Origin of the sequence: Vibrio variabilis (assembly GCF_003263785.1) — a bacterium.
Taxonomy (GTDB): domain Bacteria; phylum Pseudomonadota; class Gammaproteobacteria; order Enterobacterales; family Vibrionaceae; genus Vibrio; species Vibrio variabilis.
The window spans coordinates 88442-113800 of record NZ_JYJK01000047.1 but is presented as its reverse complement, the minus strand read 5'-3'; the positions used below and the strand labels follow the sequence as shown (position 1 = coordinate 113800).

The window sequence follows — 25359 nt, the reverse complement described above, 5'->3', positions numbered from 1 at the left end:
ATCAACAGCAAACGCTATTGATTGAATTTGGTTGCGGGGCCGGGTTTGTACCGGGCGGCGCATCCGTCGACGGCCTGAGGGTTATGATAAAGGAACCACCCAAACCATCGTAATGTGTTGGTTGCGGGGGCCGGATTTGAACCGACGACCTTCGGGTTATGAGCCCGACGAGCTACCAAGCTGCTCCACCCCGCGTCCGTATTGTGTCACCGTTAAGTACCGTGAGAACTTTCAAACTGGAGCGACACACGAGGTTCGAACTCGTGACCTCAACCTTGGCAAGGTTGCGCTCTACCAACTGAGCTAGTGTCGCATATCAACAGCAAACGCTATTGATTAAATTTGGTTGCGGGGGCCGGATTTGAACCGACGACCTTCGGGTTATGAGCCCGACGAGCTACCAAGCTGCTCCACCCCGCGTCCATAGTCACCATTTAAAGCATGATGAGAGCTTATTAATTTGGAGCGACACACGAGGTTCGAACTCGTGACCTCAACCTTGGCAAGGTTGCGCTCTACCAACTGAGCTAGTGTCGCATATTCTCATAAAGAGAATTGGTTGCGGGGGCCGGATTTGAACCGACGACCTTCGGGTTATGAGCCCGACGAGCTACCAAGCTGCTCCACCCCGCGTCCGTATTGTATCACCGTTAAGTACCGTGAGAACTTTCAAACTGGAGCGACACACGAGGTTCGAACTCGTGACCTCAACCTTGGCAAGGTTGCGCTCTACCAACTGAGCTAGTGTCGCTTTATGAACGTCTTTCGTTGTTCAGGGCTGCGAATTATAAGAGCATTTTTTTGTGATGCAAGTCCTTATCAGTAAAAAAATGATCTTTTTTTTCGTTTGATGAAAAAGCACACAATTTTTCGATATTTTTCCACCTATCGCAACCCAAAGTCCTTGTTTTTAACAAGTATTCAACGATCAAATAGTGAAAATAGTTTCACGATAGAACTTGAGTTCAGCAATCGACTCACGAATATCATCTAGAGCTAGGTGTGTGCCTTGTTTGGAAAAACCATCCAAAACCTCTGGTTTCCAACGACGAGTCAGCTCTTTGATTGTGCTGACATCTACGTAGCGGTAGTGGAAGTATTCCTCGAGCTCAGGCATATGCTTGTAGAGGAAGCGACGATCCTGACCAATACTGTTACCGCAAATAGGCGACTTACCTTTTGGCACCCACTTCTCCAAAAATGCGATCGTCTCACGAATGGCACTCTCTTCATCGTGTTCACTGGCTTGAACACGTGCCACCAGCCCACTTGCGGTATGGGTATTGGTGCACCAATCGTCCATTTTCGCGAGTTCGACTTCAGGTTGATGGATGGCAATAACCGGTCCTTCAGCCAAGATATTCAATTCGCTATCGGTCACAATGCTCGCGATCTCGATGATTTTGTGTGTCTCAGGATCCAGTCCAGTCATCTCTAGATCAACCCAGATCAAATTGTCATCGCTGAAAGACATAACGCCCTCGTCTATTTGTTTTCTGTCAAAAGAGGTACTATACCGAAATTAAATTCAGTAACCAAAATGGTTTGATGCGATTCGCATCAATGAAATATCGTGGCGAAAAAGAAAAAACTGACCAAAGGTCAAGTGCGTCGAGTACGCAGCAACCAAAAAAAGAAACTAGCAAAAGAAGAAACCATCCAATGGGATGAAACCATGCTTGGCGCTGTTAAGCAGGGGCTAGTGATCACTCGATTCGGCCAACATGCGGATATCGAGGACTTGGAAACCAAAGAGATCCACCGCTGTAACCTGCGCCGTGGTATTGAATCTTTGGTGTCTGGCGACCGCGTAAAATGGCGCATTGGTCTGGAATCAATGCATGGTATCTCCGGCGTTGTCGAAGCTGTAGAGCAAGAACATCCATGCTAACGCGCCCTGATTATTACGACGGCCTGAAGCCTGTCGCCGCTAACGTTGATCAAATGGTGATTGTTTCTGCGGTTGTGCCAGAACTTTCACTCAACATTATCGATCGCTACCTGATCGCCTCAGAGACATTGCAAATTGCGCCATTAGTCGTGCTCAACAAGATCGACCTGATCCCAGAAGAAGAGCGAGAAGCCTTCTATCAACTACTCGATGTGTACAAAAACATCGGCTATAAGGTGCTTTTGGTCAGTAAAGAATCGGGGGAAGGCATTGCTGAACTTGAGACGCACCTCAAAGACAAGATCAATATCTTCGTTGGGCAGTCCGGCGTGGGTAAATCCAGCTTAGTGAATGCGCTGATGCCAGAACTCGATGTAGAGGAAGGTGCTGTTTCTGAGAACTCAGGCCTAGGTCAGCACACTACAACCGCTGCAAGACTGTATCACTTTCCATCGGGCGGCGATCTGATTGACTCGCCGGGAGTACGTGAGTTTGGTCTTTGGCACTTAGAGCCCAATGAAGTCACTGAAGCCTTTGTTGAATTCAAACCCTACCTTGGCGGCTGTAAGTTCCGTGACTGCAAACACCTAGACGACCCTGGCTGTCTTCTGCGTGAAGCCGTAGAAGAAGGAAAAATCGATCCAGTTCGATTCGATAACTACCACCGCATCATTGAAAGCATGGGTGAAGGAAAAGCTAATCGTCAGTACTCACGTAGCAAAAAAGCCGATCTGTAGTTCTTAGAACGTTCTGTCATTCTGAGAGAGTCGGACGGGTTTAACAGTCTGTCCGTCTGCTTGTCACAATTTGCTGACATTTGAAGCGATTTCCATTAGTATCTCGCGCCCTGAAGTAATATCAATCAATTAACGTTGGAATTTTAGACAATGGATAAGATTAAAGTTGGACTGCAATACTGGATACCTCAACACGGCTTAACACGCTAGTAGGTAAACTGGCATCAGCAAAAGCAGGCGGTCTGACAACAGCGATCATTCGTTGGTTTATCAAGCAATATAACGTCAACATGGACGAAGCGCTGCACAGCGATCCAAAACACTTCAAAACGTTTAACGAGTTTTTCGTTCGCGAATTAAAGCCGGGAATGCGCCCTATCGCCGAAGGTAAGTCGGTTATCGCTCACCCAGCGGATGCGTGTGTTAGCCAATTTGGCCCTATCACCGACGGTAAGCTTATCCAAGCGAAAAACCATGACTACACCGCTCAAGAACTACTAGGTGGTAGCCCAGAGCTTGCAGCCGAGTTTGCTGAAGGTGAGTTTGCGACTTTGTACCTATCACCACGTGACTACCACCGTGTTCACATGCCATGTGATGGTACGCTGCGTCAGATGATTTACGTACCGGGTGACCTATTCTCTGTAAACCCACTGACGGCGGAGAATGTTCCCAACCTATTCGCACGTAACGAGCGTGTGGTTTGTATCTTCGATACCGAGTTTGGTCCTATGGCACAAGTGCTTGTAGGCGCCACCATTGTTGGTGCTATAGAGCTCGTATGGGCAGATACGGTGACACCACCACGTGGTAACACTGTATACACTTGGGATTACCCTGCAGAAGGCGATAAGGCTATCATCCTTAAGAAGGGTGAAGAGATGGGCCGCTTTAAGCTAGGTTCAACGGTTATCAACCTGTTTGCTAAAGACAGCATTCGATTCGATGACAGCATGGAAAACAATGCACCAACGGTAATGGGTACGCCTTTCGCGCATGCCCTAGGCCTTGAAACTGAAGCTTCTGAGACTTAAACCGACTCTTAATAGCTAATCAACTTAGTAAGCTTAATGATTGAGAACGGCGCCATGGCGCCGTTTTTTATTGCCTATAGCACATCCACCAGCAGCATCACTTCATGATTACCGCATTGATTCTTGACGCAAAACAAAACACGTTCCAAATCTTCCCTCGACTTTTCAAAACTTTAACGCCTGTCCAAGACCGAACGGCGTTTATATTTTAACCTATGCGGCAGTCTCACTTTTAACCCAGGTGCCGCCCCATGCCAAAAATGAATAGCGGGACACTAATTAGGCTACTTATCTGCTTTTTAGTGCCCTTTGGCGTCTTGATGATGCCAATTGATTGGATACCCATCGACGATCTCACGCTGATCCAACACCGTTTGTTGGCCATTTTCCTGCTCGCCGCCTTACTTTGGGTGCTAGAGCCCGTACCTGTCTTTGCGACATCGATATTAATTATCGCCCTTGAACTGGTAATGATTTCAGACAAAGGGTTGCATCTGTTCCGTACCCCACCAGCAGGCCATGATATCGGTGAGCTCTTAGTGTATACCGACATCTTCAGCGCCTTTTCTTCGCCGATCATCATTCTATTTATGGGCGGATTTGCACTGGCGATTGCCGCTTCCAAGTATGAGCTTGATAACAACCTAGCTCGAGTCCTGCTGCGCCCTTTTGGCAACCAACCTCGCTTTATCATGCTTGGCCTGATGTTGATTACCGCTGTGTTCTCCATGTTCATGTCCAATACCGCCACCACAGTGATGATGCTGGCGCTACTTGGTCCCATTGTGGCATCAGCGCCAAAGGGAGACTTAGGCATTAAAGCTTAGTGCTATGTATTCCTATCGCTGCCAATACGGGTGGTATCGCAACTCCTATTGGTACCCCTCCCAATGCCATTGCTCTGCAATACCTAACCGGTGAGAACAGCATCGACTTCCTGCAGTGGATGATGATGGGTCTACCTTTTGTGATTATTCAGCTCACCATCGCTTGGTTTCTGCTGCAAAAGCTCTTCCCTTCTTCAGAAGACAAAATGGTGCTCAAGCTTGAGGGGAAATTCCAGCGCAACTGGCGTGCTATGGTGGTGTATGCCACTTTCGCAGCGACCATCTTGTTGTGGATGACCACCAAATTGCACGGCATGAACACCTACGTGGTCTCAATCATCCCACTTGCCGTGTTCACCTTAACCGGCATCATGGGTAAAGAAGAGCTCAAACTGATCAACTGGGATGTGTTGTGGCTGGTTGCCGGTGGTATCGCCATTGGTATCGGTCTTGATAAAACTGGGCTCGCCGAAGCGCTTGCTCATGCCATTGACTACGAGTCTTTGTCACCGGTCGCAGTGGTGATTACTCTGTCGATTGTCTGTTGGTTAATGGCTAACTTTATGTCCAATACCGCAACCGCTAACCTACTCATGCCCATTGCCGCCGCTATTGGTGCCTCTATGGAGAGTTTGGCCGCCATAGGTGGCTTACAAGGCCTGTTGGTTGTCGTCGCGTTTTCAGCCTCTCTCGGTATGATTCTGCCCGTCTCTACGCCGCCCAATTCATTGGCCTACTCTACAGGGCTTATTGAGAGCAAAGACATGGCAAAAACCGGTCTTATCATCGGTATTATTGGCCTAATCATCGTCTACGCGGCGATGCTGATCTTTACCTAGCCCCCGAAGTGGAATCCTCTTGCCAAGGTGAGAGGATTTCCATTGCACTTTCCAAGACCTCATAGTAAAACCTAGTTAAATCATCGAATAATCAATGGTGCTCGCATCGCAGCACCGAGCAAGGACTAGGGATAGCAATGGGATTTGAATGGCTGGCACTGATCGCTGCCTTTTTGTGGGCAGTTTCAAGCATTATCTCGGTTAAGCCAGCCAAACATTTGGGCTCATTTTCTTATAGCCGATGGAGAATGGGCTGTACCGCCTTGATGCTTTCTTCAATGGCGGCCATCACTGGTGGTTGGGCAAGCGTTGAGTCCGTGCATATCACGCCAATGATGTTCTCGGGTTTAATCGGTATCTTTATCGGGGATACAGCGCTGTTCGCATGCTTGAATCGAATGGGGCCAAGACAGGCAGGATTGCTGTTCTCTTGTCACGCGGTATTCTCTGCCGTACTCGGTTATTTTCTTTTCTCAGAGACCATGTCACCCATTGAGCTTGTAGGTTCAGCTTTAGTTTTTTCGGGTGTTGCTACCGCCATTTTCTTTGGGCGTAGAGGCTCAAACAACAGTAAAACGAGTGAGCTTGAAACCATCAAAGGTAATGTTTGGTTTGGGGTGGGTTTGGGGATCACCGCTGCGCTGTGTCAGGCACTAGGCGGTATTATTGCTAAGCCTGTGATGCAAACCAGCATCGACCCTGTGGCTGCCTCTGCTATTCGTATGATCACCGCATTTGTTGCCCACAGTCTGTTCTTATTTACTGGCGCTAAGCACGCCAAGAGTTTGAACCCTATTAATTGGTCTATTTTTGGAATTACCGCGCTCAATGGCTTTCTCGCCATGGCAGTCGGTATGACGTTGATTCTGTTTGCGCTGCAGACAGGCAATGTAGGCATGGTCGCGCTACTCTCATCAACCACGCCGATTATGGTTTTGCCGCTACTGTGGATTTACACCAAGCAAAGACCCAATAAGTACGCTTGGCTTGGTGCCGTGTTTGCCGTCATCGGCACCAGTATTTTGGTGAGCTAGGCTACAGGGAACGGAAAAGCGACAACCTCATCGATATGAGTTGCGCCCAGCGCGAGCATAATGAGTCTGTCGATTCCCAGCGCGACGCCAGCGCAAGCGGGTAGACCTGCTCTTAACGCCTCGATCAAATGATGATCAATCGGCTGAGGTGTAAGACCCATTTGCAACCGCTTTTGATTATCTTCTTCAAAGCGCGCTAATTGCTCTTCCGGGTTGTCCAGCTCATGGAACCCGTTCGCCAGTTCAATGCCTTTGAAATAGACTTCAAAGCGATCAGCAACGCGCTCATCTTCAGGATTCACTTTAGCAAGCGCGGCCTGTGAAGCTGGAAAATCGTAAACAAAGGCAGGTGCGTCTTTGCCGATTTGAGTCTCAACACCCATACTAAACAGCAGCTGTAATAGCGTATCGCGATCTTGTTCTTTATCAGCAATATCACTCAAGCCTAGTGGTGCTGCAGCTTCTCGTAACGCAGACATCTCTGCACTTAAAGGACAAACGCCAAGGTGCGTGATAAACGCCTGCTGATAAGTCATGCGCTCAGCATGGCCGCAACCAAGTACCATCGTCAGTAACTCGTCCATCTCATCCATCAACTGATGGTGATCAAACCCAACACGATACCACTCAAGCATGGTGAACTCTGGGTTGTGATAACGACCGCTCTCTTCATTACGAAATGCTTTGTTTATCTGATAGATAGACCCACTTCCAGCCGCAAGCAGTCGCTTCATATGAAACTCAGGACTGGTCATAAAATAAAGCTGGCGACCATCGGCATAACCAGGGCCGACAAATTCCGTCTTAAAGGTATGTAAATGCACATCGGTCACCGTGGCATGACTCATCGCCGGTGTGTCGACTTCCATTACCTCTCTTGTCATAAAGAAGCTGCGAATTGACTGAATCAGCTCGGCGCGCTTTTTGAGTAACGCTATAGATGCTGTGGGCTGCCACTGGTTGGTAATCATTATCAAACTCATTAGTTAATGTTATTAATTATTGTAAGTGCGGACTCAAAAGTTCTCAATCACAAGTGATATTAATCACACATCATAGAAATACTATGCCTCGTCATGCATTACCGGAGCAAAAACCTAACTCAGTCAATTTTTTTGCCACGTCGCTTATCTAAACTGATTGCCTTAATAAAAAAGCTTTCAAGCCTTTAACTATAACTCGCGAGCAAAACTCGCTCTCACACACTGGAGGATAACTGTGAAAACAATTACCACAGATATCGCAGTCATCGGCGCAGGCGGCGCTGGTCTTCGTACTGCCATTGCAGCAGCAGAAGCTAACCCAGAAATGGAAGTAGCTCTGATCTCTAAAGTCTACCCTATGCGTTCACATACCGTGGCAGCTGAAGGTGGTTCTGCGGCTGTAATTAAGGATGAAGATAGCCTAGATAACCACTTCAACGATACCGTTGGCGGTGGTGACTGGCTTTGTGAACAGGATGTTGTTGAATATTTCGTTGAAAATGCCACACGTGAAATGATCCAGATGGAGCAATGGGGTTGTCCATGGAGCCGTAAAGAAAACGGTGAAGTGAACGTCCGTCGTTTCGGTGGTATGAAGGTAGAACGCACATGGTTTGCGGCGGATAAAACCGGCTTCCACATGCTACATACTCTGTTCCAAACGTCGATGAAGTACGATCAAATCAAACGATTTGATGAGTACTTTGTGGTTGACCTACTTGTGGTTGAAGGTGAGGTTCAGGGCCTGATTGCAATTCATATGTCTGAAGGTGAACTGGTCACTATCAAGGCAAAATCCGTTGTCCTAGCAACCGGCGGCGCAGGTCGAGTTTATCACTGTAATACTAACGGCGGCATCGTGACTGGCGACGGCATGGCGATGGCATATCGTCACGGCGTTCCACTGCGTGATATGGAGTTTGTTCAGTACCACCCAACAGGTCTGCCTGGTACCGGCATTCTGATGACCGAAGGTTGTCGTGGTGAAGGCGGTATCATCGTCAACAAGAACGGCTACCGTTACCTACAAGACTATGGCATGGGTCCTGAAACACCGGTTGGTGAGCCGAAAAACAAATACATGGAACTTGGTCCTCGTGACAAAGTGTCTCAAGCATTCTGGCATGAGCAGCAAAAAGGCAACACCATCAAGCACCCACTGGGTGATGTGGTTCACCTTGACCTTCGCCATCTTGGTGAAGAGTACCTGCAAGAGCGTCTACCGTTTATCTGTGAGCTTGCAAAAGCGTACGTCAACGTTGACCCTGCAAAAGAGCCAATCCCAATTCGTCCAACCGTGCACTACACCATGGGTGGTATTGAAACCAGTGGGACTTGTGAAACTCGTATCCAAGGTCTATTCGCTGTGGGTGAGTGTGCGTCCGTTGGTCTTCACGGTGCGAACCGTCTAGGTTCTAACTCTCTCGCTGAGTTTGTGGTCTTCGGCCGTGTTGCCGGTGAGCAAGCGGTTGAGCGCGCTAAAGCGTTCAAGGGCTGGGATGACAGCGCTATTGAAGAGCAAGTGAAGGCCGTAGAAGCACGCATTGCTGCGCTAATGAATCAAGAAGGCGATGAAAACTGGGCAGAAATCCGTACTGAAATGGGTCACACCATGGAAGCGGGCTGTGGTATCTACCGCCAAGAAGATCTGATGCAAGCGACGCTTGAGAAGATTGCCGAGCTAAAACAGCGCTATAAGAAAATCAGCATCAAAGACAAAGGCAAAGTGTTCAACACAGACCTGTTGTACGCCATCGAAGTGGGTTACGGCCTAGAAGTCGCTGAAGCTATGGTTCACTCTGCAATCTTGCGTAAAGAGTCTCGTGGTGCACACCAACGTCTAGATGATGGTTGTACTGAGCGTGATGATGAGAACTACCTAAAACACTCGCTAGCCTTCTTTAACGAAGACAGTGCACCAAGCATTGACTACAGCAACGTTACCATCACTAAGTCGCAGCCTAAAGCGCGTCTATACGGTGAAGCGGCTGAAAAAGCGGCGGCAGAAGAAGCAGCGAAGCAAGCCAACAAAGATCAAAATGCGGAGGAGCAAGCATAATGTCAGCAAACCGTATTCAGAAAGTGGAAATCCTGCGTTACGACCCAGAGAAAGACGCAGAACCGTATTTCCAAACCTTCGAAGTACCGTTCGATGAGACCATGTCTGTGCTCGATGCGATTGGTTACATCAAAGACCACCTAGACAAAGATCTGTCTTACCGCTGGTCTTGTCGTATGGCGATTTGTGGCTCTTGCGGCATCATGGTGAACGGCGTGCCAAAACTGGCGTGTAAGAGCTTCCTTCGTGATCATCAAAATGGTCTGAAGATTGAGCCTCTTGCGAACTTCCCAATCGAGAAAGACTTGATAGTCGACATGACGCCGTTTATCGAGCGCCTAGAAGCCATCAAGCCATACATCATTGGTAACGACCGTAAGCCAGAAGATGGTACTAACATCCAAACACCTGAGCAAATGGCGAAATACAAGCAATTTGCTGGGTGTATCAACTGTGGTCTTTGCTACGCGGCATGTCCTCAGTTTGGTCTAAACCCTGAGTTCATCGGTCCTGCTGCACTGACACTGGCGCATCGTTATAACCTCGATAGCGTGACAACGGTGCGGCTGAACGTATGAAAATGATCAACGGCGAGAATGGTGCTTGGGGCTGTACGTTTGTGGGCTACTGTTCTGAAGTGTGTCCGAAGAACGTTGACCCAGCAGCAGCGGTAAACCAAGGCAAAGTGGCGTCTTCACAAGACTTCGTTATTGCCATGCTAAAACCACAGGAGGCATAAAATGAGTAACAGAAAACCTTATGTTCGTGAAATGAAGCGAACTTGGTGGAAAGAACACCCATTTTATCGCTTCTACATGCTACGCGAAGCAACAGTACTGCCGCTAATTCTATTCACCATCTTCCTGACCTTTGGTTTAGGTTCGCTAGTGAAAGGCCCAGAAGCTTGGCAAGGCTGGTTAGACTTTATGGCTAACCCAATTGTTATCGCGATCAACATCGTGGCGCTTGCAGGAAGCCTGTTCCACGCGCAAACCTTCTTCAGCATGATGCCACAGGTTATGCCAATCAAACTGAAAGGCAAGCCAGTCGAGAAGAAGACCATTGTTCTTGCTCAGTGGGCGGCGGTTGCAGCTATCTCACTAGTTGTTCTCATCATTGTATAAGGAGTGAATCGTGATTAATCAAAACCCAAAACGCTCTGACGAACCTGTATGGTGGGGACTGTTTGGTGCCGGTGTACATGGTTTGCCATGATCACCCCTGTGACGGTACTTGTGCTGGGTATCCTAGTGCCAATGGGCATTATCAGCCCAGAAGCAATGAACTATGAGCGTGTGGCAGATTTTGCGACTAGCATTATCGGCGCGCTATTTATTATCGCTACCCTAGCACTGCCAATGTGGCATGCCATGCACCGCCTACACCACGGTATGCACGATCTTAAGATCCATGCGGGTGTGGTTGGTAAAATTGCTTGTTACTTCTTTGCAGCGCTAATCAGTGCACTATCGATTATCTTCATCTTTATGATCTAATCGCCAAGTAAAGATAAGGCCGATGAGCACTCTGCTCATCGGCCTTTTTTATAGTTGCTGTTTTTGTATTTACTGCTCAGGCACCAACTGCTTGGTCTGGTTCATTAGCCCCAAAGCGCCAAAACCGGTAATCACATCAAGATTAGTTGTCAAACCTTGATCTTGCCCACCACCGATGTAGTTTTGCGGCATTTGCACCTGAAAGTTAGTTAAGTTGTTATACAGCGAGTTCGCCACATCACGATTTAGCTCAGCCAGATACACCTCGTGGTTGGCTCCCAATGCGGCGTATTTCGCTTTCAGTACCTCAGCTTCTGCGCGACCCTTTTCTAAAATCGCCTTGGCTTCAAATTCTGCTGACAGCGCATTGGCTTTTTGAATCGCTAGGTTAGCCTCTGCAATGGCTAGCTCTTTCTCTTTATCTACCTCAGCCAGACGCTTGGTTTTCTCAACTTCTACGATTTCCCGCTCGGCAATTTGTCTAGCAACTTCAACTTCTTTTTGCTGCGAAATGATCGCCAGCTCTTTCTGGCGCTGCGCATCTTGAACTTCACGTGTACGTTGGATCTCTTTACGCAGTTGCTCCGTTTCGGCTTGAGCCTTTGACGTTTCTTGCTCTTGGATGGCACGAATACGATCGGCAACCAAACGCTTCTTGTCGGCAAGTAACTGATCAAGCTGTTTTTCCGGTTGCGGGTCGCCAATCGTCACTTGAGTCACCTGAATGCCATATTGCTGCAACGGGTTATCTTGACGTATCGGCTGACCCGTAGCGTCCGCAACGGGCACCGTTTTCCAGACTAACTGCTTAGTTCTCTGCAATTGATTAGCATTCGATTGATCGACCCCAACAGGAGCCAGATCCATCTCTTCCACTTCAACCTGCCTACGCTCTGTCAGGTAAATACCCTCACGCAACTGATCGCCAAGCTTAGATTTGAACTGGTTAAGGCCACCTTGGAAGAACTCTTCACCCGTGTATTGAGTTGCGGTAATGACCGTTACGTTGCGAGCATTTTTAACCAGAAGCGCGTCAATTAAGTTGCTGTTATTTCGAAACTCTCGATGCATTTTCTTCATCGCTTCAGGATCGTTACTGAGCTTAAATCGAAACGTGACGGGTATCTGCCCTATATAGGTGTCAGCAAATCGAACTTGAACCGGATCTTGCGCTTGAAGCCGCTGGTACAAATTCTCTTCAATACTATTACCGAAAGACACCGTGATGACTTGATCGTACTTAGTGATCTTCGATAGGAAAGGCATCCGAAAGTGAATTCCCGGCTCAGTGAAGACATCCAACTCACCTGTTAAGTTATTTTGATGGACATAACTGTAGCCAGCATCTGTCATTAACACCGAGCTATTCACTGTCAATCCAACCGCCAGAATGGGCACGGCATAGACCATTGTTTTAAGCGCACTGTGCAACCACTTACGACGCTCAGTTATTTTCAGGCTTTCTCCTATTCCACGACTTTCCATGTGTTTCTCCTGTTTGTTGTCGTTGCGAAAATTTGGCTTCAAGATTATGCAACTCATTGACAACGTAGTTAATGTATCAAAATGTTAATCACTATAAAAATCGAATAATTCGCTTATATAACAAGGAATAGACGAAGTAATTAACGAAGGAGAAACTTGCGAGTCATTAGACACCAAAAGGACTAATTTAGGGTCAGCGTGACTCAGTAAACATCTGGACACACTCATACATTGTCATTACCACGCTATCGATAAAATCATCAGCGATTAATGACAACAAGAGATGTAACAATGAAAAAGTCTATTTGCGTACTCATGATTTCCAGTGCGCTATTTGGGTGTGGTTCTACCGTCACTATGGAAAAGTCACAGGCAGTTTCCGAGCAGCCTGAATTACTGCTTAAAACCGATGGTACTTTTTGGGGCTTTGGTCCTGAAGGTACCTTCGATATCGCGGGTCGCTACCACGGTAAATACTCGCGCAGCGCTTCTACTAGTTCTTGGTTTAATACCATCAATACCAAAGAGGGAGAGATGGTTGCTGAGGTGACGCGTACTGATAATGGCGAAACTTGGACACTAGTGTGTAGCGGCGGTGGCACCAGCGTCGATATTGGCAGTTTCTCATTTGGCGGTAATGACCCGTATATTTGCCAAATCAGCGAGTCCGGTAAGAGTGTTGGCGAATACAAGATGGAGCGTAAATCGGAAGCCATCAGCTTATCAACCGCCAAAAAAGAACAAGGTTTTATCCGCTTGAACAGCACGCATTTTAACGTTGCTTCCGTGCACGATGGTGAGGGGCTAATGATGAGTGTTGATAACCCACTGGGTTACAGCTTTAGTCGTGGCAGCGTCGAAGTCGCGGCGGCGCAAACCAATGGAAGCATCACACTGCAAACATTAGCGGGTTTGCCAGAAGCAGAAATGGACACTCTTGCACTGGGCACGGTAGCCAGCGCGCTTAGTTGGCGCCCAGAAGAGTAACCGTCTGCCTAGCAACTTTGCTTTGCATCAAATACAAAAAAGGTCGCCATTTGGCGACCTTTTAAATTCTTCACTTTAAGCTGATTACTTAACGCGACCTACGTATTCCGCAGTACGAGTATCAACTTTGATCACTTCACCAATCTGGATAAATAGCGGTACACGTACCACAGCACCAGTTGTTAGTGTTGCAGGCTTACCACCAGTACCTTGTGTATCACCTTTCAGACCTGGATCCGTTTCTGTTACTTCTAGCTCAACAAAGTTAGGCGGAGTCACAGTAATTGGGTTACCATTCCAAAGAGTAATCATACAAGTGTTGTTTTCTACCAACCATTTCGCGTTGTCGCCAACCGCTTTAACGTCTGCAGCGATCTGTTCGAATGTTTCGCTGTTCATAAAGTGGTAGAATTCACCATCTGTGTATAGGTAATCTAGGTCGATATCCATCACGTCAGCAACTTCAACAGTTTCGCCAGACTTGAAGGTTTTCTCTAGAACTTTACCAGACAGTAGCTTACGAATTTTAACGCGGTTGAACGCTTGACCTTTACCTGGCTTCACGTATTCATTTTCTAGAATTACGCAAGGCTCGTTGTCCAGCATTAGTTTAAGACCGCCTTTAAATTCATTGGTGCTAACAGTAGCCATTGTATCCTCTTAGTGTTCTTCGAGTTAAATTTAATGTCGCCTATCATAACCCGAAATCTTGTTTCTGTTGAGCAAAACTGGCTCAAACAGCTATCGAATGCGATCTCAGACCCTTACAAACTGCTTGAGCAGTTAGAAATTGAGGCGACCCCTTGGGAAAACGGACTTAAGGCAAGACGTTTGTTTCCCATGCGCGTTCCTCAAAGCTTTGTCGATCGCATGGAAAAAGGCAACCCGTACGATCCTTTGCTTAGACAGGTGTTGCCTCTTAGCCAAGAGTTTGAAGTCCACGATGGCTATTCAGAAGACCCGCTCGAAGAGCAAGATAACGCGGTACCTGGCCTGCTACACAAATACCACAATCGTGCTTTGATGATTGTAAAAGGAGGCTGTGCGGTGAACTGTCGCTACTGCTTTCGCCGCCATTTCCCGTACAACGAGAACAAGGGTGGCAAAGAGAACTGGCAACAGGCGCTCGACTACATCTCTGACAAACCGGAAATTGATGAGCTCATCTTATCTGGCGGCGATCCATTGATGGCCAAAGACAGTGAACTGAGTTGGCTGATTGAACGTGCTGAACAGATCCCACACCTTAAAACGCTTCGCATTCATTCTCGCCTTCCGGTCGTGATACCGGCGCGAATTACAGAGCAGCTTTGCCACTTGCTCGCAAACACTCGTCTCAATCCTGTACTGGTCACTCATATCAACCATGCCAACGAGATAGATAATGAGTTCAAGCTAGCGATGGCGCGTATTAAAGCGAGTGGTACGACACTCCTCAATCAAGCGTCCTGCTCAAAGGCGTCAACGATAGCGTGGAGGCTCAGTTCGAGCTCAGTCACGCGCTGTTTGGCGCAGGAATTCTGCCGTATTACCTGCATGTACTCGATAAAGTACAAGGTGCAGCGCATTTCTACATCAGTGATGAACAAGCGAAAGCGATCATCCAAGGTCTGATTGCGCGTGTGTCAGGGTATCTTGTACCTAAACTCATGCGAGAAGAAGGCGGCAAGGCGAGTAAAACGCCACTTGATCTGCATCTCGAGTAATTTTTTCCGTCTCGATAAAATGATTTTGTTCGATCAGGCGGTCTTTTAGTCAGATACTGCGCTTTTTAGGAGGCAATGTGGAACTGACACAACTACTCGATATGGGACCATTCTCATGGCAAGCTTTGGGGCCTGTATGATTAATGGCGCCCTTATAGGCTTGAACGCCAAACTCGCGGTAAACCTGTGGGCATTCGCACCGCTATCTTGATCGTCTCAGGCACCTACCTGTTTATGTCTATGGCGGTATCGCTCTCTCCCAACACGCTCGATCAAGCGCGCGTGCTCGGTCAAATCATTACTGGTGTGGGCTTTTTGGGTGCAGGGGTGATGATGACTCAAGACGGTAAAATCCATGGGGTGACGTCGGCTGCGGTGATCTGGGTGTTGGCCGGTCTAGGCATGATGATAGGGCTGGGGCATCACAAAGAATCGGTGATCTTAACGGTGTTAGCACTAACGGTACTACTTGGTGTCGATAAGATTGAAAGCAGCTTTAAGAGCCTACGACGTGGTGTGCACCAAACCATGCAAAACCGCAACCGAATGAGAAAATAACAAGCCCTGCGTATGCAGGGCTTTATCGAATTCTAACGCTCTAAATTAGAGTCTGAATTACTTCGCAAAGTTAATGATTGGGAAACACTTAAAGAAACCGTTGTCTGCACAGTTGATTAGACCAATCTGTACGCCATCGATGTTGTTTGTCTTGTTGAAAAGACCAAACTGGAAGTTAGACTTGTTTGAGAAGCTCGCGATACCAATGTCGGCCATTGTGTAGCCTTCAGAGTAGTTCACCGCACTCCAGTTAAGACCTTTTACATCGTTAGTCACGTTCACTGCCGCAAGGTTCACACCCGTCGTTTTACCTGTGTTCCAGTTGAAGATACCTAGAGAAGCACCTTTCATTTCTTGAGTCACTTTAGAAGCACCAAAGAACAGACCGAAGTTCACACCGGTTGTACGTTGAGTTTCCGACATACCTAGTACAGAGAAATCCACACCTTTCACTTCGTTCACTTGACCGTGAAGAACCGCCAGACGTACGCCACCTACTGCATTTGCATCAGGTGCGTTGAAACCGTTTAGTGATGAGAACATCACTGGAGTGCTTTCAGCAAGCGCCAATGGTGATGCCATTGCTGCTGCCACTGCTAATACTGCTACTGCCTTTTTCATAATAGTCTCCACTGACTTTTTTTATTGTCAACTGATAAGTTTAGGTGATGCTAGTGACGCTGACCATAGGTTTTGTCAGAGATTTGTCATATCCTGCAACACTCTCACGAAATATTGGTTAATTATGAAGCAAGCACAAAAAAAGCCGAAGGTTTCCCTTCGGCTTTGTCAGAATCCTCTGATGGATTACATCATACCTGGCATACCGCCCATGCCGCCCATATCAGGCATTGCAGGTGCGTCTTTCTGAGGTACGTCAGTCACCATCGCTTCTGTTGTGATCATAAGACCTGCAACTGATGCTGCGAACTGAAGTGCAGAGCGAGTTACTTTCGTTGGATCTAGGATACCCATTGCGATCATGTCGCCGTACTCACCTGTTGCTGCGTTGTAGCCGTAGCTGCCTTCGCCTGCTTTCACGTTGTTTGCAACCACTGACTCTTCGTCACCTGCGTTCGCAGTGATTTGACGAATTGGTGCTTCCATTGCGCGAAGTGCAACGCGGATACCTACGTTTTGCTCTTCGTTAGCACCTTCAAGACCAGCTACTTTTGACGCTGCACGGATAAGTGCAACACCACCGCCCGCTACTACGCCTTCTTCAACCGCTGCGCGAGTTGCGTGTAGTGCATCTTCAACGCGGTCTTTCTTCTCTTTCATCTCAACTTCAGTTGCTGCGCCAACTTTGATTACCGCAACACCGCCAGCTAGCTTAGCTACGCGCTCTTGAAGTTTCTCTTTGTCGTAGTCAGACGTCGCTTCTTCGATTTGTTGACGAATTTGAGCAACACGGCCTTGAATCATCGCTTCTTCACCCACGCCATCGATGATAGTCGTGTTTTCTTTAGTGATAGAAACGCGCTTCGCTTGACCTAGGTCTTCTAGCGTCACTTTCTCAAGGTCTAGACCGACTTCTTCAGAGATCACAGTACCCGCAGTTAGGATTGCGATATCTTGAAGCATAGACTTGCGACGGTCACCGAAACCTGGCGCTTTAACAGCCGCTACTTTCACGATGCCGCGCATGTTGTTCACAACGAGCGTTGCTAGTGCTTCACCTTCTACGTCTTCTGCAATAATAAGCAGTGGACGAGATGCTTTAGCAACCGCTTCTAGCGTTGGAAGTAGCTCACGGATGTTTGATACTTTCTTGTCGATAAGAAGGATGAATGGGCTCTCTAGCTCAACAGAACCAGCTTCTTGGTTGTTGATGAAGTATGGAGATAGGTAGCCACGGTCGAACTGCATACCTTCAACTACGTCTAGCTCGTCTTGTAGAGCCTGACCTTCTTCAACCGTGATAACACCATCACGACCTACTTTTTCCATTGCTTCAGCAATGATGTTACCTACGCTCTCATCAGAGTTCGCAGAGATAGTACCAACCTGAGCAATCGCTTTCGTGTCTTCACAAGGAACAGACAGCGCTTTTAGCTCTTCAACCGCAGCAACAACTGCTTTGTCGATGCCGCGCTTAAGATCCATTGGGTTCATGCCAGCAGCAACGGCTTTTAAGCCTTCGTTTACGATAGCTTGCGCTAGAACTGTTGCTGTTGTTGTACCGTCACCAGCAGCATCGTTCGCTTGAGAGGCTACTTCTTTAACCATTTGCGCGCCCATGTTTTGGAACTTGTCTTCAAGCTCGATTTCGCGCGCTACAGATACACCATCTTTAGTGATAGTTGGTGCACCGAAAGATTTATCTAGAACTACGTTACGGCCTTTAGGACCTAGTGTTACTTTTACTGCATCCGCTAGAACGTTTACACCTTCTAGCATTTTAACTCGTGCGTCGTTACCAAACTTAACGTCTTTAGCAGCCATTGTTATTTCCTTATCTAAATTCAGTGGATAGCTTGTTTAGAGTAAAAAATTACTCAACGTCTACTTAATTATTCAACGATAGCCATGATGTCGTTTTCAGACATGATCAGAACTTCTTTACCGTCGATCTTTTCTGTCTTAGTGCCGTAGCCTTCAGCAAAGATCACCGTATCACCTACTTTCACGTCTAGCGGCTGTACAGTGCCGTTTTCTAGGATGCGGCCTTTGCCCACAGCCAGAACTGTACCACGTGTTGATTTTTCTGCCGCAGAACCAGTTAAAACGATGCCACCAGCAGATTTAGATTCAACTTCTTGGCGCTCAACGATAACTCGGTCGTGTAGAGGACGGATATTCATCGGTCGATTCTCCTGATTATTTTCCATTTAGCTTATTAGGTTGCCTTCAAGGCCTTGTGTTGAATATGTTGGGGGCGTTTTTGGCGATCCCAAGGGGAGGATGCCAAAAAATTGTGACAAAAATAACGAAATTTAAGATTGGGTTGCGAAACCTGAGCCGGCGCGCGTCGGTTGTCGCACCAACGGGTTAATTACTGTATTCTAGCCACCTGTTTACCAAGCTTAGAATGCCATGCAAGACAAACACGGCCTGCTGTCCGCGCCGATATCCACTGTGCTTCGAAATATGACCGTGCCTATGGTCTTTGGCATGGTGGCGATACTGGCATTCAACCTTGTCGATACCTTCTTTATCTCGCTGCTTGGAACCCAAGCCCTCGCGGCTATTAGCTTCACTTTCCCTGTGACCTTTGGTGTTAACTGCATCACCATGGGGATTGGTATGGGGCTGTCCACCAATATCGGACGCTTGCTTGGTCAGGGCAATACCCAACATGCGGCGCGTTTCTCCACCCATGGCTTGTTGCTGGCCGTGGTTTTGGTCATGTTGGCTTCCACCTTAGGTCTTTACACCATTGAGCCACTATTCAAGCTATTGGGTGCCAGCGATGACATTATCCCGCTGATCCGAGAGTACATGGTGATCTGGTACTTCACTGTGCCACTGTTGGTGATCCCTATGGCGGGCAACAGCGCCATTCGCGCCACTGGCGATACCAAAACACCGGCTAAGATCATGATGCTGTCAGGCTTTATTAATGGCCTGCTCGACCCACTGCTGATTTTTGGTATCGGTCCGTTTCCTGAGCTTGGCATTCAAGGTGCTGCAATTGCGAGTGGTATCGCTTGGCTAGGAGCCCTGACTGGTTCGCTGTATGTACTCACCAAGCGAGAAAAGCTACTCGGCCAACTCAAACCTTCGCAGCTTTGGCAAGATTGGATTGCGATCCTACGTATTGGCATGCCTTCTGGTTTGTCGACAGCGATGTCGCCAATCTCAGGGCAATCTTAATGAAGATGCTTTCTGTTCATGGCACAGCGGCCGTGGCTGCCTATGGGGCGGCGCAGCGTGTTGAGTCGATTCTTATCTTAGTGCTGATATCACTCAGCTCAGCCTTAACGCCATTTATGTCGCAAAACTTTGGTGCCAAGCAGCCACAGCGCAGCTTCGCGGGGCTATTCCTCAGTATGCGTTTTTCGCTGCTGTTTCAATTGCTGGTCTTTGTGATGATGGTGCCGCTCAGCATTCCAATCTCTGCGCTATTTTCTCAAGAACAAACGGTGCGAGATATCCTTTGGCATTACCTGCTCGTGGTGCCATTTAGCTACGGCTTTCAGGGCATCATCATGATGCTTGGCAGTGGAATGAACGCGCTGCATGAACCCAACAAAGCGTTCATGTGGAGTGCCATGAGGCTGTTTGTGTTTACGCTTCCAGCCGCCGCTCTGGGTAGCATGCTGTATGGTGTCGAGGGGATGTTTATTGGTGTGGCTTTAGGGAATGTCACTGGTGGCGTGCTTGCCTACTTGTATGCACTGTCGGTGAGGCGAAAACATCTGCCTTCATTGGCCAAATAGACAAAAAGCCAAGGCATTGCCTTGGCTTTCTAGCATTCTGCGTCGGCTATCAGTTAGATACCATCACCGCCCATAAAGGTCTGTGACTTGCCGTTAAACTGCTGATCCATATCCAGCGATGGCATATCCGTTTTCGGCTTGCCGACGATCTTCGCCGGAACGCCCGCTGCCGTAGTATGCGGAGGCACTGGCTGAAGCACTACAGAACAAGAACCAATCTTAGCGCCTTTACCCACTTCGATATTACCGAGGATCTTAGCACCAGCACCAATCATAACGCCTTCGCGGATCTTCGGATGTCGGTCGCCGCACTCTTTACCGGTACCGCCAAGTGTTACGTTCTGTAGGATAGAAACATCGTTCTCCACCACGGCCGTTTCACCAATGACGATGCCTGTCGCATGGTCGAGCATGATGCCTTTACCGATACGAGCCGCCGGGTGGATGTCCACCTGACACGCGACCGAGATTTGGTTTTGAAGGTACGTTGCCAGAGCATTACGGCCTTGAGACCACAGCCAGTTGGCAACACGATATCCTTGTAGAGCGTGATAGCCCTTTAAGTACAGTAGTGGCATCGAGTACATAGAGACCGCAGGATCTCGATTCACCGTGGCACAAATGTCACACGCCGCCGCATCGGTGATGGTAGGGTCAGCGTTAAACGCTTGTTCCACCACTTCGCGCACTGCCATAGCCGGCATAGAGGCCGTCTTAAGCTTATTGGCAAGGATGTAGCTTAGCGCTGCACCAAAGCTTTCGTGGTTAATAATGGTGGCATGATAGAAACTCGCCAGCATCGGCTCTTGCTCGGCCTGCTCTCGGGCTTCTCTGACAATGCACTCCCAGACATTTTGTTTTTCACAGTGTTTCATTTTCGATCCTACGATGGATAGTCAGTTATCCGTCGAGCGATTATTGCTGCTCGGCTTTCTTGTCCCTTGCAAGGAGGTCTTGCGCGGCTAAACGCGCATCTTTCCCTTGATACAATACTTGATAGATTTGGTCAACAATTGGCATCTCCACACCCATGCGCTGCGACAGTAGCCACACCTCTTTGGTGTTGCGATAGCCTTCTACTACCTGACCAATGTCTGCCTGTGCGGTGTCCACATCCTTGCCTTGCCCCAAAGCCAGACCAAAACGGCGGTTACGCGATTGGTTATCAGTACAGGTCAGTACCAAATCACCCAGCCCTGCCATACCCATAAAGGTATCTTGCTTCGCACCTAGTGCAGCGCCAAGACGGGTCATTTCCGCAAGGCCACGAGTGATCAGAGCCGTACGGGCATTGGCACCAAAGCCGATGCCATCAGACATACCAGCGCCAATGGCGATAACATTCTTCACCGCACCACCAAGCTGCATGCCAGTAAAGTCATCGTTGGCATACACGCGGAAGGTTTTGCTGCAGTGGATCTTCTCTTGTAGATCCGCCACAAACTGCGCATCTGGAGAGGCAACGGCGATCGCCGTTGGCAGACCAGCCGCCAGCTCTTTAGCAAACGTTGGACCGGACAATACTGCTAACGGGTATTCTTCACCAATGATGTCGTGGGCGACATCTTTAAGTAGACGACCGGTTTCAGGCTCTAGGCCCTTGGTTGCCCAGCAAATACGACTGTCATCTCGCAAGTGTGGTTTGACACTGTTCAAAACGATACCAAATACGTGGCTTGGTACCACAACCAGCAAATCACGGCTCGCTTGTACCGCTTTGTTGAGATCGGATTCAACAATCAGAGACTCCGGAAACTCAATGCCCGGTAGGAATTCGTGGTTAGCACGATCCGCTTCTAGCTTCGCCATGTGCTCTGGTTCGTGTCCCCAAATCACCACATTCGCGCCGTTTCTCGCAAGCGAAATCGCCAAAGAGGTGCCGTAAGAGCCAGCGCCCAATACAGTCATTGCGATTTCTTTTCCATATGCGTTATTCATAACACCACCCAATTTGTCGGTATGATTGCGTTTCGTTGTTATACCCAAGTAACCCTCAAAGTGTAGCCACTCAAGACGACTTGGGTATAAGTTACTGTATGCCAATAAAAAATGCACATCGCGATGCGCTGTGCATTTTCAAAACATCCACTCTTTCTCGCAGAGTTACTCTGCAAGCGAGATTAAGCTTCCGCTTGACCTTCTTGCTGAGCTTGCTGCTGTAGGTAGTTCATGAACAGTGCGTCAAAGTTAACTGGCGCTAGGTTCAGTTGTGGGAACGTACCTTTCATCGTTAGGCTTGAGATAGTTTCACGAGCGTACGGGAATAGAATGTTCGGGCAGAATGCACCTAGGCAGTGTGCAAGTTGACCTGCTTCCATTTGCTCTGCAGTGAAGATACCACCTTGTTGTACTTCACATAGGAACGCCGTTTCTTCTGCGTTTTTCACAGTCACTGTCAGGCGAAGAACTACTTCGTATACGCCTTGACCTAGCTCACGGCTTTGAGTGTCAAGATCTAGCTTAACATCTGGGTTCCAATCTTTCTGGAACATATCTGGCGAGTTTGGCGCCTCAAAGGATACGTCTTTTAGAAAGATGCGTTGGATTGCGAAGTTTTGTTGTGCTTCTTGTGGAGCTGCTTCAGCCATGATGATTTCCTTAAATACGTCTAAATTTGTCAAAACGTTAATGAGTTTTGTTGCAGACTAGCCGAGCCGATGTTTGATGACTAGGCGAGCCTTGAATTCCCGTGGCATTTATCACATCCCTTGGTCATAACTGCCGCGAAATTACTCAAAATTCTGTTTTATTTTTTGCCTTTAATCAGTGGAAGGTTTGCTTCGCTCCAAGCCACTAGACCATTTTTCAGCAAGTAAACTTTTTCAAACCCTGCTTTTGCAAGCAAGTTCGCGCTCTCTTGCGCCGTTTGACCAGTCTTACATACCACAATGATTGGGTCTGATTTGTGGTTTTCAAGGCTACCGAAAGAACCCGCTTTGATATCAGATGGTAAAACGTGAAGTGCGTCAGTAATATGACCACGCTTGAATTCGTCTTTTGAACGAATGTCCACCACAATGCCGTTCTCGCGGTTCATCATGTGAGTCACTTGTGCTGCAGACACTTCTTTGTATGCGGCATTCGCTGATTTAAAGATGTTAGCGATCAGAGCAACAAATAGTGCAACCCACACTAGCGCCATGATCATGTTCTGTTGGAAAAATTCTAAATACTCTTGCATCACTTGTGCTCTTAGATAGTTGAACATTAAATCAGTCGAGGAGTATAGCGGCTTAGCCTCGCCGTGGCGAGAGGGGAAAATGTTTCGAGCAGAGAATTGGGATCCTTCTCCTCGCTTGGTTTCACGCCAAGATGCTCAACGCTATCACAGAGAACGCTATCACAAAGATAGAAAAAACCGATTAGTCAAAGCGACCAAACTCGACGTAATAATAGAGATAAAGCCGAGGTACCTGACGAAAATAGCGTCTATGATTACCTCACGCAGAGAACAAACAGACGAATCAGCTAGATAAAACTGTAACCCAGCAACGGTAATCACAAACATTATTTGATCTGCCACTACAGTTATGGGTAAAAAGTGTAGTAAAATTACGCTAATTTGTTTTCTGTAAAGTTACTATCGATTTGACGAGGTTATAACTATGTCAGCTAAGAAGCCAATGGCTCTAGTGATTCTTGACGGTTGGGGTTACCGTGAAGACAACGCAAGCAACGCAATCAACAACGCAAAAACTCCAGTAATGGATGGCTTGTGGGCAAACAACCCACGCACTCTTATTTCGGCTTCTGGTATGGACGTGGGTCTACCAGACGGTCAAATGGGTAACTCAGAAGTAGGTCACACCAACATCGGCGCAGGTCGTGTGGTATACCAAGACCTAACTCGCATCACTAAATCCATCGCTGACGGTGAGTTCTCTCAGAACGAAGCGCTTGTTGCTGCTATCGACAAAGCAGTGGCTGCAGGTAAAGCGGTTCACCTAATGGGTCTTATGTCTCCAGGTGGTGTTCACTCTCACGAAGACCACATCTACGCAGCTGTGAAAATGGCAGCAGAGCGTGGCGCTGAGAAAATCTACCTACACTGCTTCCTAGACGGCCGTGATACACCGCCTCGTAGCGCTGAAGGTTCACTAAAGCGTTTCGACGAGCTATTTGCTGAGCTTGGTAAAGGCCGCGTAGCTCTCTAATCGGTCGTTACTACGCAATGGATCGTGATAACAACTGGGATCGCGTACAGGTTGCTTACGACCTGCTGACTCAAGGCAAAGCTGAGTTCACTTACGACAATGCAGTAGCCGGTCTTGAAGCCGCTTACGCTCGTGAAGAGAACGATGAGTTCGTTAAAGCAACGGCTATCAAAGCAGAAGGTCAAGAAGACGCAGCGATCCAAGATGGCGACGCAGTTATCTTCATGAACTACCGAGCTGACCGTGCACGTCAAATCACTCGTACGTTCGTACCTGAGTTTGATGGCTTTGAGCGCGCAGTATTCCCAGCAATCAACTTCGTAATGCTAACGCAATACGCAGCTGACATCCCGCTATCTATCGCTTTCCCACCAGCGTCTCTTGAGAACACGTACGGTGAGTGGCTATCGAAAGCAGGTAAAACTCAGCTACGTATCTCTGAAACAGAGAAATACGCACACGTGACGTTCTTCTTCAACGGTGGTGTTGAGAACGAATTTGACGGCGAAGAGCGTCAGCTCGTTGCTTCTCCAAAAGTGGCGACTTACGACCTACAGCCAGAAATGAGCTCTGAAGAGCTCACTGAGAAGATGGTTGCCGCTATCAAGTCTGGTAAGTACGACACTATCATCTGTAACTATCCAAACGCAGACATGGTTGGTCACACAGGTGTTTACGAAGCCGCTGAGCAAGCTATCGAAGCTCTAGATGCAAGCGTTGGCCAAGTCGTAGACGCTATCAAAGAAGTTGGCGGTCAAATGCTGATCACGGCTGACCACGGTAACGCAGAGATGATGGTAGACCCTGTGACTGGCGGTACGCACACTGCTCACACTAACCTACCAGTACCTCTGATCTACGTTGGTGACAAAGCGGTTGAGTTCAAAGAAGGCGGTAAACTGTCTGACCTTGCGCCAACAATGCTTGCCATGACTGACATGGAAATCCCAGCAGAAATGTCTGGTGAAGTTCTCGTTAAGTAATCACTCTTACTGAGATGATTGAAACGCCGATGCCTTTGCATCGGCGTTTTTGTTTGTGCCGTTTTATTTTGCGCTTTTTTGCCTGAAAACTGCCATATATGGATATAATGACAACATCGCTTTGAAGGCACACATTTTGGTCTGTCGTAGTGAACTATCAATCGGTTATGGTTACTATGTCCCAGAATATTGAGCAAACTCTGT

General features: G+C 47.9%; 15 protein-coding genes, 6 tRNA genes and 9 pseudogenes. 13 read left to right on the top strand and 17 right to left on the bottom strand.

The features are described 5' to 3' along the window. Window positions 1–118 precede the first annotated feature (118 nt). The 7 genes from TZ48_RS07200 to orn all read right to left on the bottom strand — a co-directional run bounded on the left by TZ48_RS07200 (window position 119) and on the right by orn (window position 1474). Window positions 119–195, bottom strand: a tRNA-Met gene (locus tag TZ48_RS07200). 42 nt (window positions 196–237) lie between these two features. After that, a tRNA-Gly gene (locus tag TZ48_RS07195) sits at window positions 238–313 on the bottom strand. A 30-nt stretch (window positions 314–343) separates the two neighbouring features. Next, window positions 344–420, bottom strand: a tRNA-Met gene (locus TZ48_RS07190). A gap of 41 nt (window positions 421–461) precedes the next feature. Beyond that, window positions 462–537: transfer RNA gene (locus TZ48_RS07185), tRNA-Gly, on the bottom strand. A gap of 19 nt (window positions 538–556) precedes the next feature. Continuing rightward, window positions 557–633 (bottom strand) — tRNA-Met (locus tag TZ48_RS07180). Window positions 634–675: 42 nt separating this feature from the next. Further along, a tRNA-Gly gene (locus TZ48_RS07175) sits at window positions 676–751 on the bottom strand. Window positions 752–928: 177 nt separating this feature from the next. Continuing rightward, window positions 929–1474, bottom strand: coding sequence for an oligoribonuclease (gene orn, locus TZ48_RS07170; protein ID WP_112478708.1), 546 nt, complete (start codon window positions 1472–1474; stop codon window positions 929–931). A 99-nt stretch (window positions 1475–1573) separates the two neighbouring features. On the opposite strand from orn, the pseudogene rsgA reads away from it, so the two are divergent. The 4 genes and pseudogenes from rsgA (at window position 1574) to TZ48_RS07150 (ending at window position 6362) form a co-directional block, all read left to right on the top strand. Further along, window positions 1574–2628: pseudogene (rsgA, locus tag TZ48_RS07165) on the top strand (small ribosomal subunit biogenesis GTPase RsgA). Window positions 2629–2778: 150 nt separating this feature from the next. Then, window positions 2779–3662, top strand: a pseudogene (gene asd / locus TZ48_RS07160) (archaetidylserine decarboxylase). Window positions 3663–3913: 251 nt separating this feature from the next. Beyond that, a pseudogene (locus TZ48_RS07155) lies at window positions 3914–5328 on the top strand (SLC13 family permease). 137 nt (window positions 5329–5465) lie between these two features. Beyond that, window positions 5466–6362, top strand: a complete 897-nt coding sequence (locus TZ48_RS07150; protein ID WP_112478707.1) for a DMT family transporter — start codon at window positions 5466–5468, stop codon at window positions 6360–6362. Here the strand turns inward: TZ48_RS07150 and epmA are convergent. After that, the gene (epmA, locus tag TZ48_RS07145; protein ID WP_112478706.1) at window positions 6359–7333 is read right to left on the bottom strand and encodes an elongation factor P--(R)-beta-lysine ligase; all 975 of its coding nucleotides are present in this window, start codon (window positions 7331–7333) and stop codon (window positions 6359–6361) included. The genes TZ48_RS07150 and epmA overlap by 4 nt on opposite strands. A gap of 247 nt (window positions 7334–7580) precedes the next feature. Here epmA and frdA point away from each other — a divergent pair, with 247 nt between their 5' ends. From frdA to frdD, 4 genes and pseudogenes are all read left to right on the top strand, one after another. Further along, on the top strand, window positions 7581–9404 hold the full coding sequence (frdA, locus tag TZ48_RS07140; RefSeq protein WP_112478705.1) for a fumarate reductase (quinol) flavoprotein subunit: 1824 nt from the start codon (window positions 7581–7583) through the stop codon (window positions 9402–9404). Further along, a pseudogene (locus TZ48_RS07135) lies at window positions 9404–10143 on the top strand (succinate dehydrogenase/fumarate reductase iron-sulfur subunit). Before frdA ends, TZ48_RS07135 begins: the two are co-directional and overlap by 1 nt. 1 nt (window position 10144) lies before the next feature. Beyond that, entirely contained in the window at window positions 10145–10528 is a 384-nt protein-coding gene (gene frdC, locus TZ48_RS07130; protein ID WP_112478704.1) for a fumarate reductase subunit FrdC, read from the top strand. A 10-nt stretch (window positions 10529–10538) separates the two neighbouring features. Then, window positions 10539–10900 (top strand): annotated as a pseudogene (frdD, locus tag TZ48_RS07125) (fumarate reductase subunit FrdD). A 69-nt stretch (window positions 10901–10969) separates the two neighbouring features. Here frdD and TZ48_RS07120 read toward each other — a convergent pair. Further along, window positions 10970–12385 (bottom strand): SPFH domain-containing protein, encoded by a 1416-nt coding sequence (locus TZ48_RS07120; protein ID WP_112478703.1) that lies wholly within the window; start codon window positions 12383–12385, stop codon window positions 10970–10972. A 291-nt stretch (window positions 12386–12676) separates the two neighbouring features. Here TZ48_RS07120 and TZ48_RS07115 point away from each other — a divergent pair, with 291 nt between their 5' ends. Further along, window positions 12677–13372, top strand: coding sequence for a VV20781 family protein (locus TZ48_RS07115; RefSeq protein ID WP_112478702.1), 696 nt, complete (start codon window positions 12677–12679; stop codon window positions 13370–13372). Between the two features lie 84 nt (window positions 13373–13456). On the opposite strand, the gene efp is transcribed toward TZ48_RS07115, so the two are convergent. Continuing rightward, entirely contained in the window at window positions 13457–14023 is a 567-nt protein-coding gene (efp, locus tag TZ48_RS07110) for an elongation factor P (RefSeq protein WP_042478865.1), read from the bottom strand. A 33-nt stretch (window positions 14024–14056) separates the two neighbouring features. On the opposite strand from efp, the pseudogene epmB reads away from it, so the two are divergent. After that, a pseudogene (epmB, locus tag TZ48_RS07105) lies at window positions 14057–15078 on the top strand (EF-P beta-lysylation protein EpmB). Between the two features lie 101 nt (window positions 15079–15179). Continuing rightward, window positions 15180–15636, top strand: a pseudogene (locus tag TZ48_RS07100) (MgtC/SapB family protein). A gap of 57 nt (window positions 15637–15693) precedes the next feature. On the opposite strand, the gene TZ48_RS07095 reads toward TZ48_RS07100, so the two are convergent. The 3 genes from TZ48_RS07095 to TZ48_RS07085 form a co-directional block, all read right to left on the bottom strand. Beyond that, on the bottom strand, window positions 15694–16257 hold the full coding sequence (locus TZ48_RS07095; protein WP_042502231.1) for a VC2662 family protein: 564 nt from the start codon (window positions 16255–16257) through the stop codon (window positions 15694–15696). A gap of 186 nt (window positions 16258–16443) precedes the next feature. Next, a complete protein-coding gene (gene groL / locus TZ48_RS07090) occupies window positions 16444–18081 on the bottom strand; it encodes a chaperonin GroEL (RefSeq protein WP_112478701.1) in 1638 nt (545 codons plus the stop codon). Window positions 18082–18149: 68 nt separating this feature from the next. Further along, window positions 18150–18440: a co-chaperone GroES gene (locus TZ48_RS07085; RefSeq protein ID WP_031493033.1), complete on the bottom strand. Its 291-nt coding sequence runs from the start codon at window positions 18438–18440 to the stop codon at window positions 18150–18152. A gap of 232 nt (window positions 18441–18672) precedes the next feature. On the opposite strand from TZ48_RS07085, the pseudogene TZ48_RS07080 reads away from it, so the two are divergent. After that, window positions 18673–20018 (top strand): annotated as a pseudogene (locus tag TZ48_RS07080) (MATE family efflux transporter). 53 nt (window positions 20019–20071) lie between these two features. On the opposite strand, the gene cysE reads toward TZ48_RS07080, so the two are convergent. The 4 genes from cysE to TZ48_RS07060 all read right to left on the bottom strand — a co-directional run bounded on the left by cysE (window position 20072) and on the right by TZ48_RS07060 (window position 23199). Further along, the gene (gene cysE / locus TZ48_RS07075; protein WP_112478700.1) at window positions 20072–20893 is read right to left on the bottom strand and encodes a serine O-acetyltransferase; all 822 of its coding nucleotides are present in this window, start codon (window positions 20891–20893) and stop codon (window positions 20072–20074) included. A gap of 40 nt (window positions 20894–20933) precedes the next feature. Further along, complete coding sequence (gene gpsA, locus TZ48_RS07070) at window positions 20934–21956, bottom strand: NAD(P)H-dependent glycerol-3-phosphate dehydrogenase (protein ID WP_112478712.1); 1023 nt, start codon at window positions 21954–21956, stop codon at window positions 20934–20936. Window positions 21957–22138: 182 nt separating this feature from the next. Next, entirely contained in the window at window positions 22139–22606 is a 468-nt protein-coding gene (gene secB, locus TZ48_RS07065) for a protein-export chaperone SecB (RefSeq protein WP_112478699.1), read from the bottom strand. 158 nt (window positions 22607–22764) lie between these two features. Further along, window positions 22765–23199 carry a rhodanese-like domain-containing protein gene (locus TZ48_RS07060; RefSeq protein WP_042502229.1) on the bottom strand — a complete coding sequence of 145 codons (435 nt, stop codon included), beginning with the start codon at window positions 23197–23199 and terminating at the stop codon, window positions 22765–22767. A 424-nt stretch (window positions 23200–23623) separates the two neighbouring features. Here TZ48_RS07060 and gpmM point away from each other — a divergent pair. After that, window positions 23624–25155, top strand: a pseudogene (gene gpmM / locus TZ48_RS07055) (2,3-bisphosphoglycerate-independent phosphoglycerate mutase). Window positions 25156–25359: the final 204 nt, after the last annotated feature.

Excerpts from the sequence above, each read along its gene's own strand:
- frdC (WP_112478704.1), top strand. The coding sequence starts at position 10,145 with ATGAGTAACAGAAAACCTTATGTTCGTGAAATGAAGCGAACTTGGTGG.
- TZ48_RS07095 (WP_042502231.1), bottom strand. The coding sequence starts at position 16,257 with ATGAAAAAGGCAGTAGCAGTATTAGCAGTGGCAGCAGCAATGGCATCA.
- cysE (WP_112478700.1), bottom strand. The coding sequence starts at position 20,893 with ATGAAACACTGTGAAAAACAAAATGTCTGGGAGTGCATTGTCAGAGAA.
- TZ48_RS07115 (WP_112478702.1), top strand. The coding sequence starts at position 12,677 with ATGAAAAAGTCTATTTGCGTACTCATGATTTCCAGTGCGCTATTTGGG.
- efp (WP_042478865.1), bottom strand. The coding sequence starts at position 14,023 with ATGGCTACTGTTAGCACCAATGAATTTAAAGGCGGTCTTAAACTAATG.
- TZ48_RS07085 (WP_031493033.1), bottom strand. The coding sequence starts at position 18,440 with ATGAATATCCGTCCTCTACACGACCGAGTTATCGTTGAGCGCCAAGAA.
- TZ48_RS07120 (WP_112478703.1), bottom strand. The coding sequence starts at position 12,385 with ATGGAAAGTCGTGGAATAGGAGAAAGCCTGAAAATAACTGAGCGTCGT.
- gpsA (WP_112478712.1), bottom strand. The coding sequence starts at position 21,956 with ATGAATAACGCATATGGAAAAGAAATCGCAATGACTGTATTGGGCGCT.
- secB (WP_112478699.1), bottom strand. The coding sequence starts at position 22,606 with ATGGCTGAAGCAGCTCCACAAGAAGCACAACAAAACTTCGCAATCCAA.
- epmA (WP_112478706.1), bottom strand. The coding sequence starts at position 7,333 with ATGATTACCAACCAGTGGCAGCCCACAGCATCTATAGCGTTACTCAAA.
- groL (WP_112478701.1), bottom strand. The coding sequence starts at position 18,081 with ATGGCTGCTAAAGACGTTAAGTTTGGTAACGACGCACGAGTTAAAATG.
- orn (WP_112478708.1), bottom strand. The coding sequence starts at position 1,474 with ATGTCTTTCAGCGATGACAATTTGATCTGGGTTGATCTAGAGATGACT.
- TZ48_RS07060 (WP_042502229.1), bottom strand. The coding sequence starts at position 23,199 with ATGCAAGAGTATTTAGAATTTTTCCAACAGAACATGATCATGGCGCTA.
- TZ48_RS07150 (WP_112478707.1), top strand. The coding sequence starts at position 5,466 with ATGGGATTTGAATGGCTGGCACTGATCGCTGCCTTTTTGTGGGCAGTT.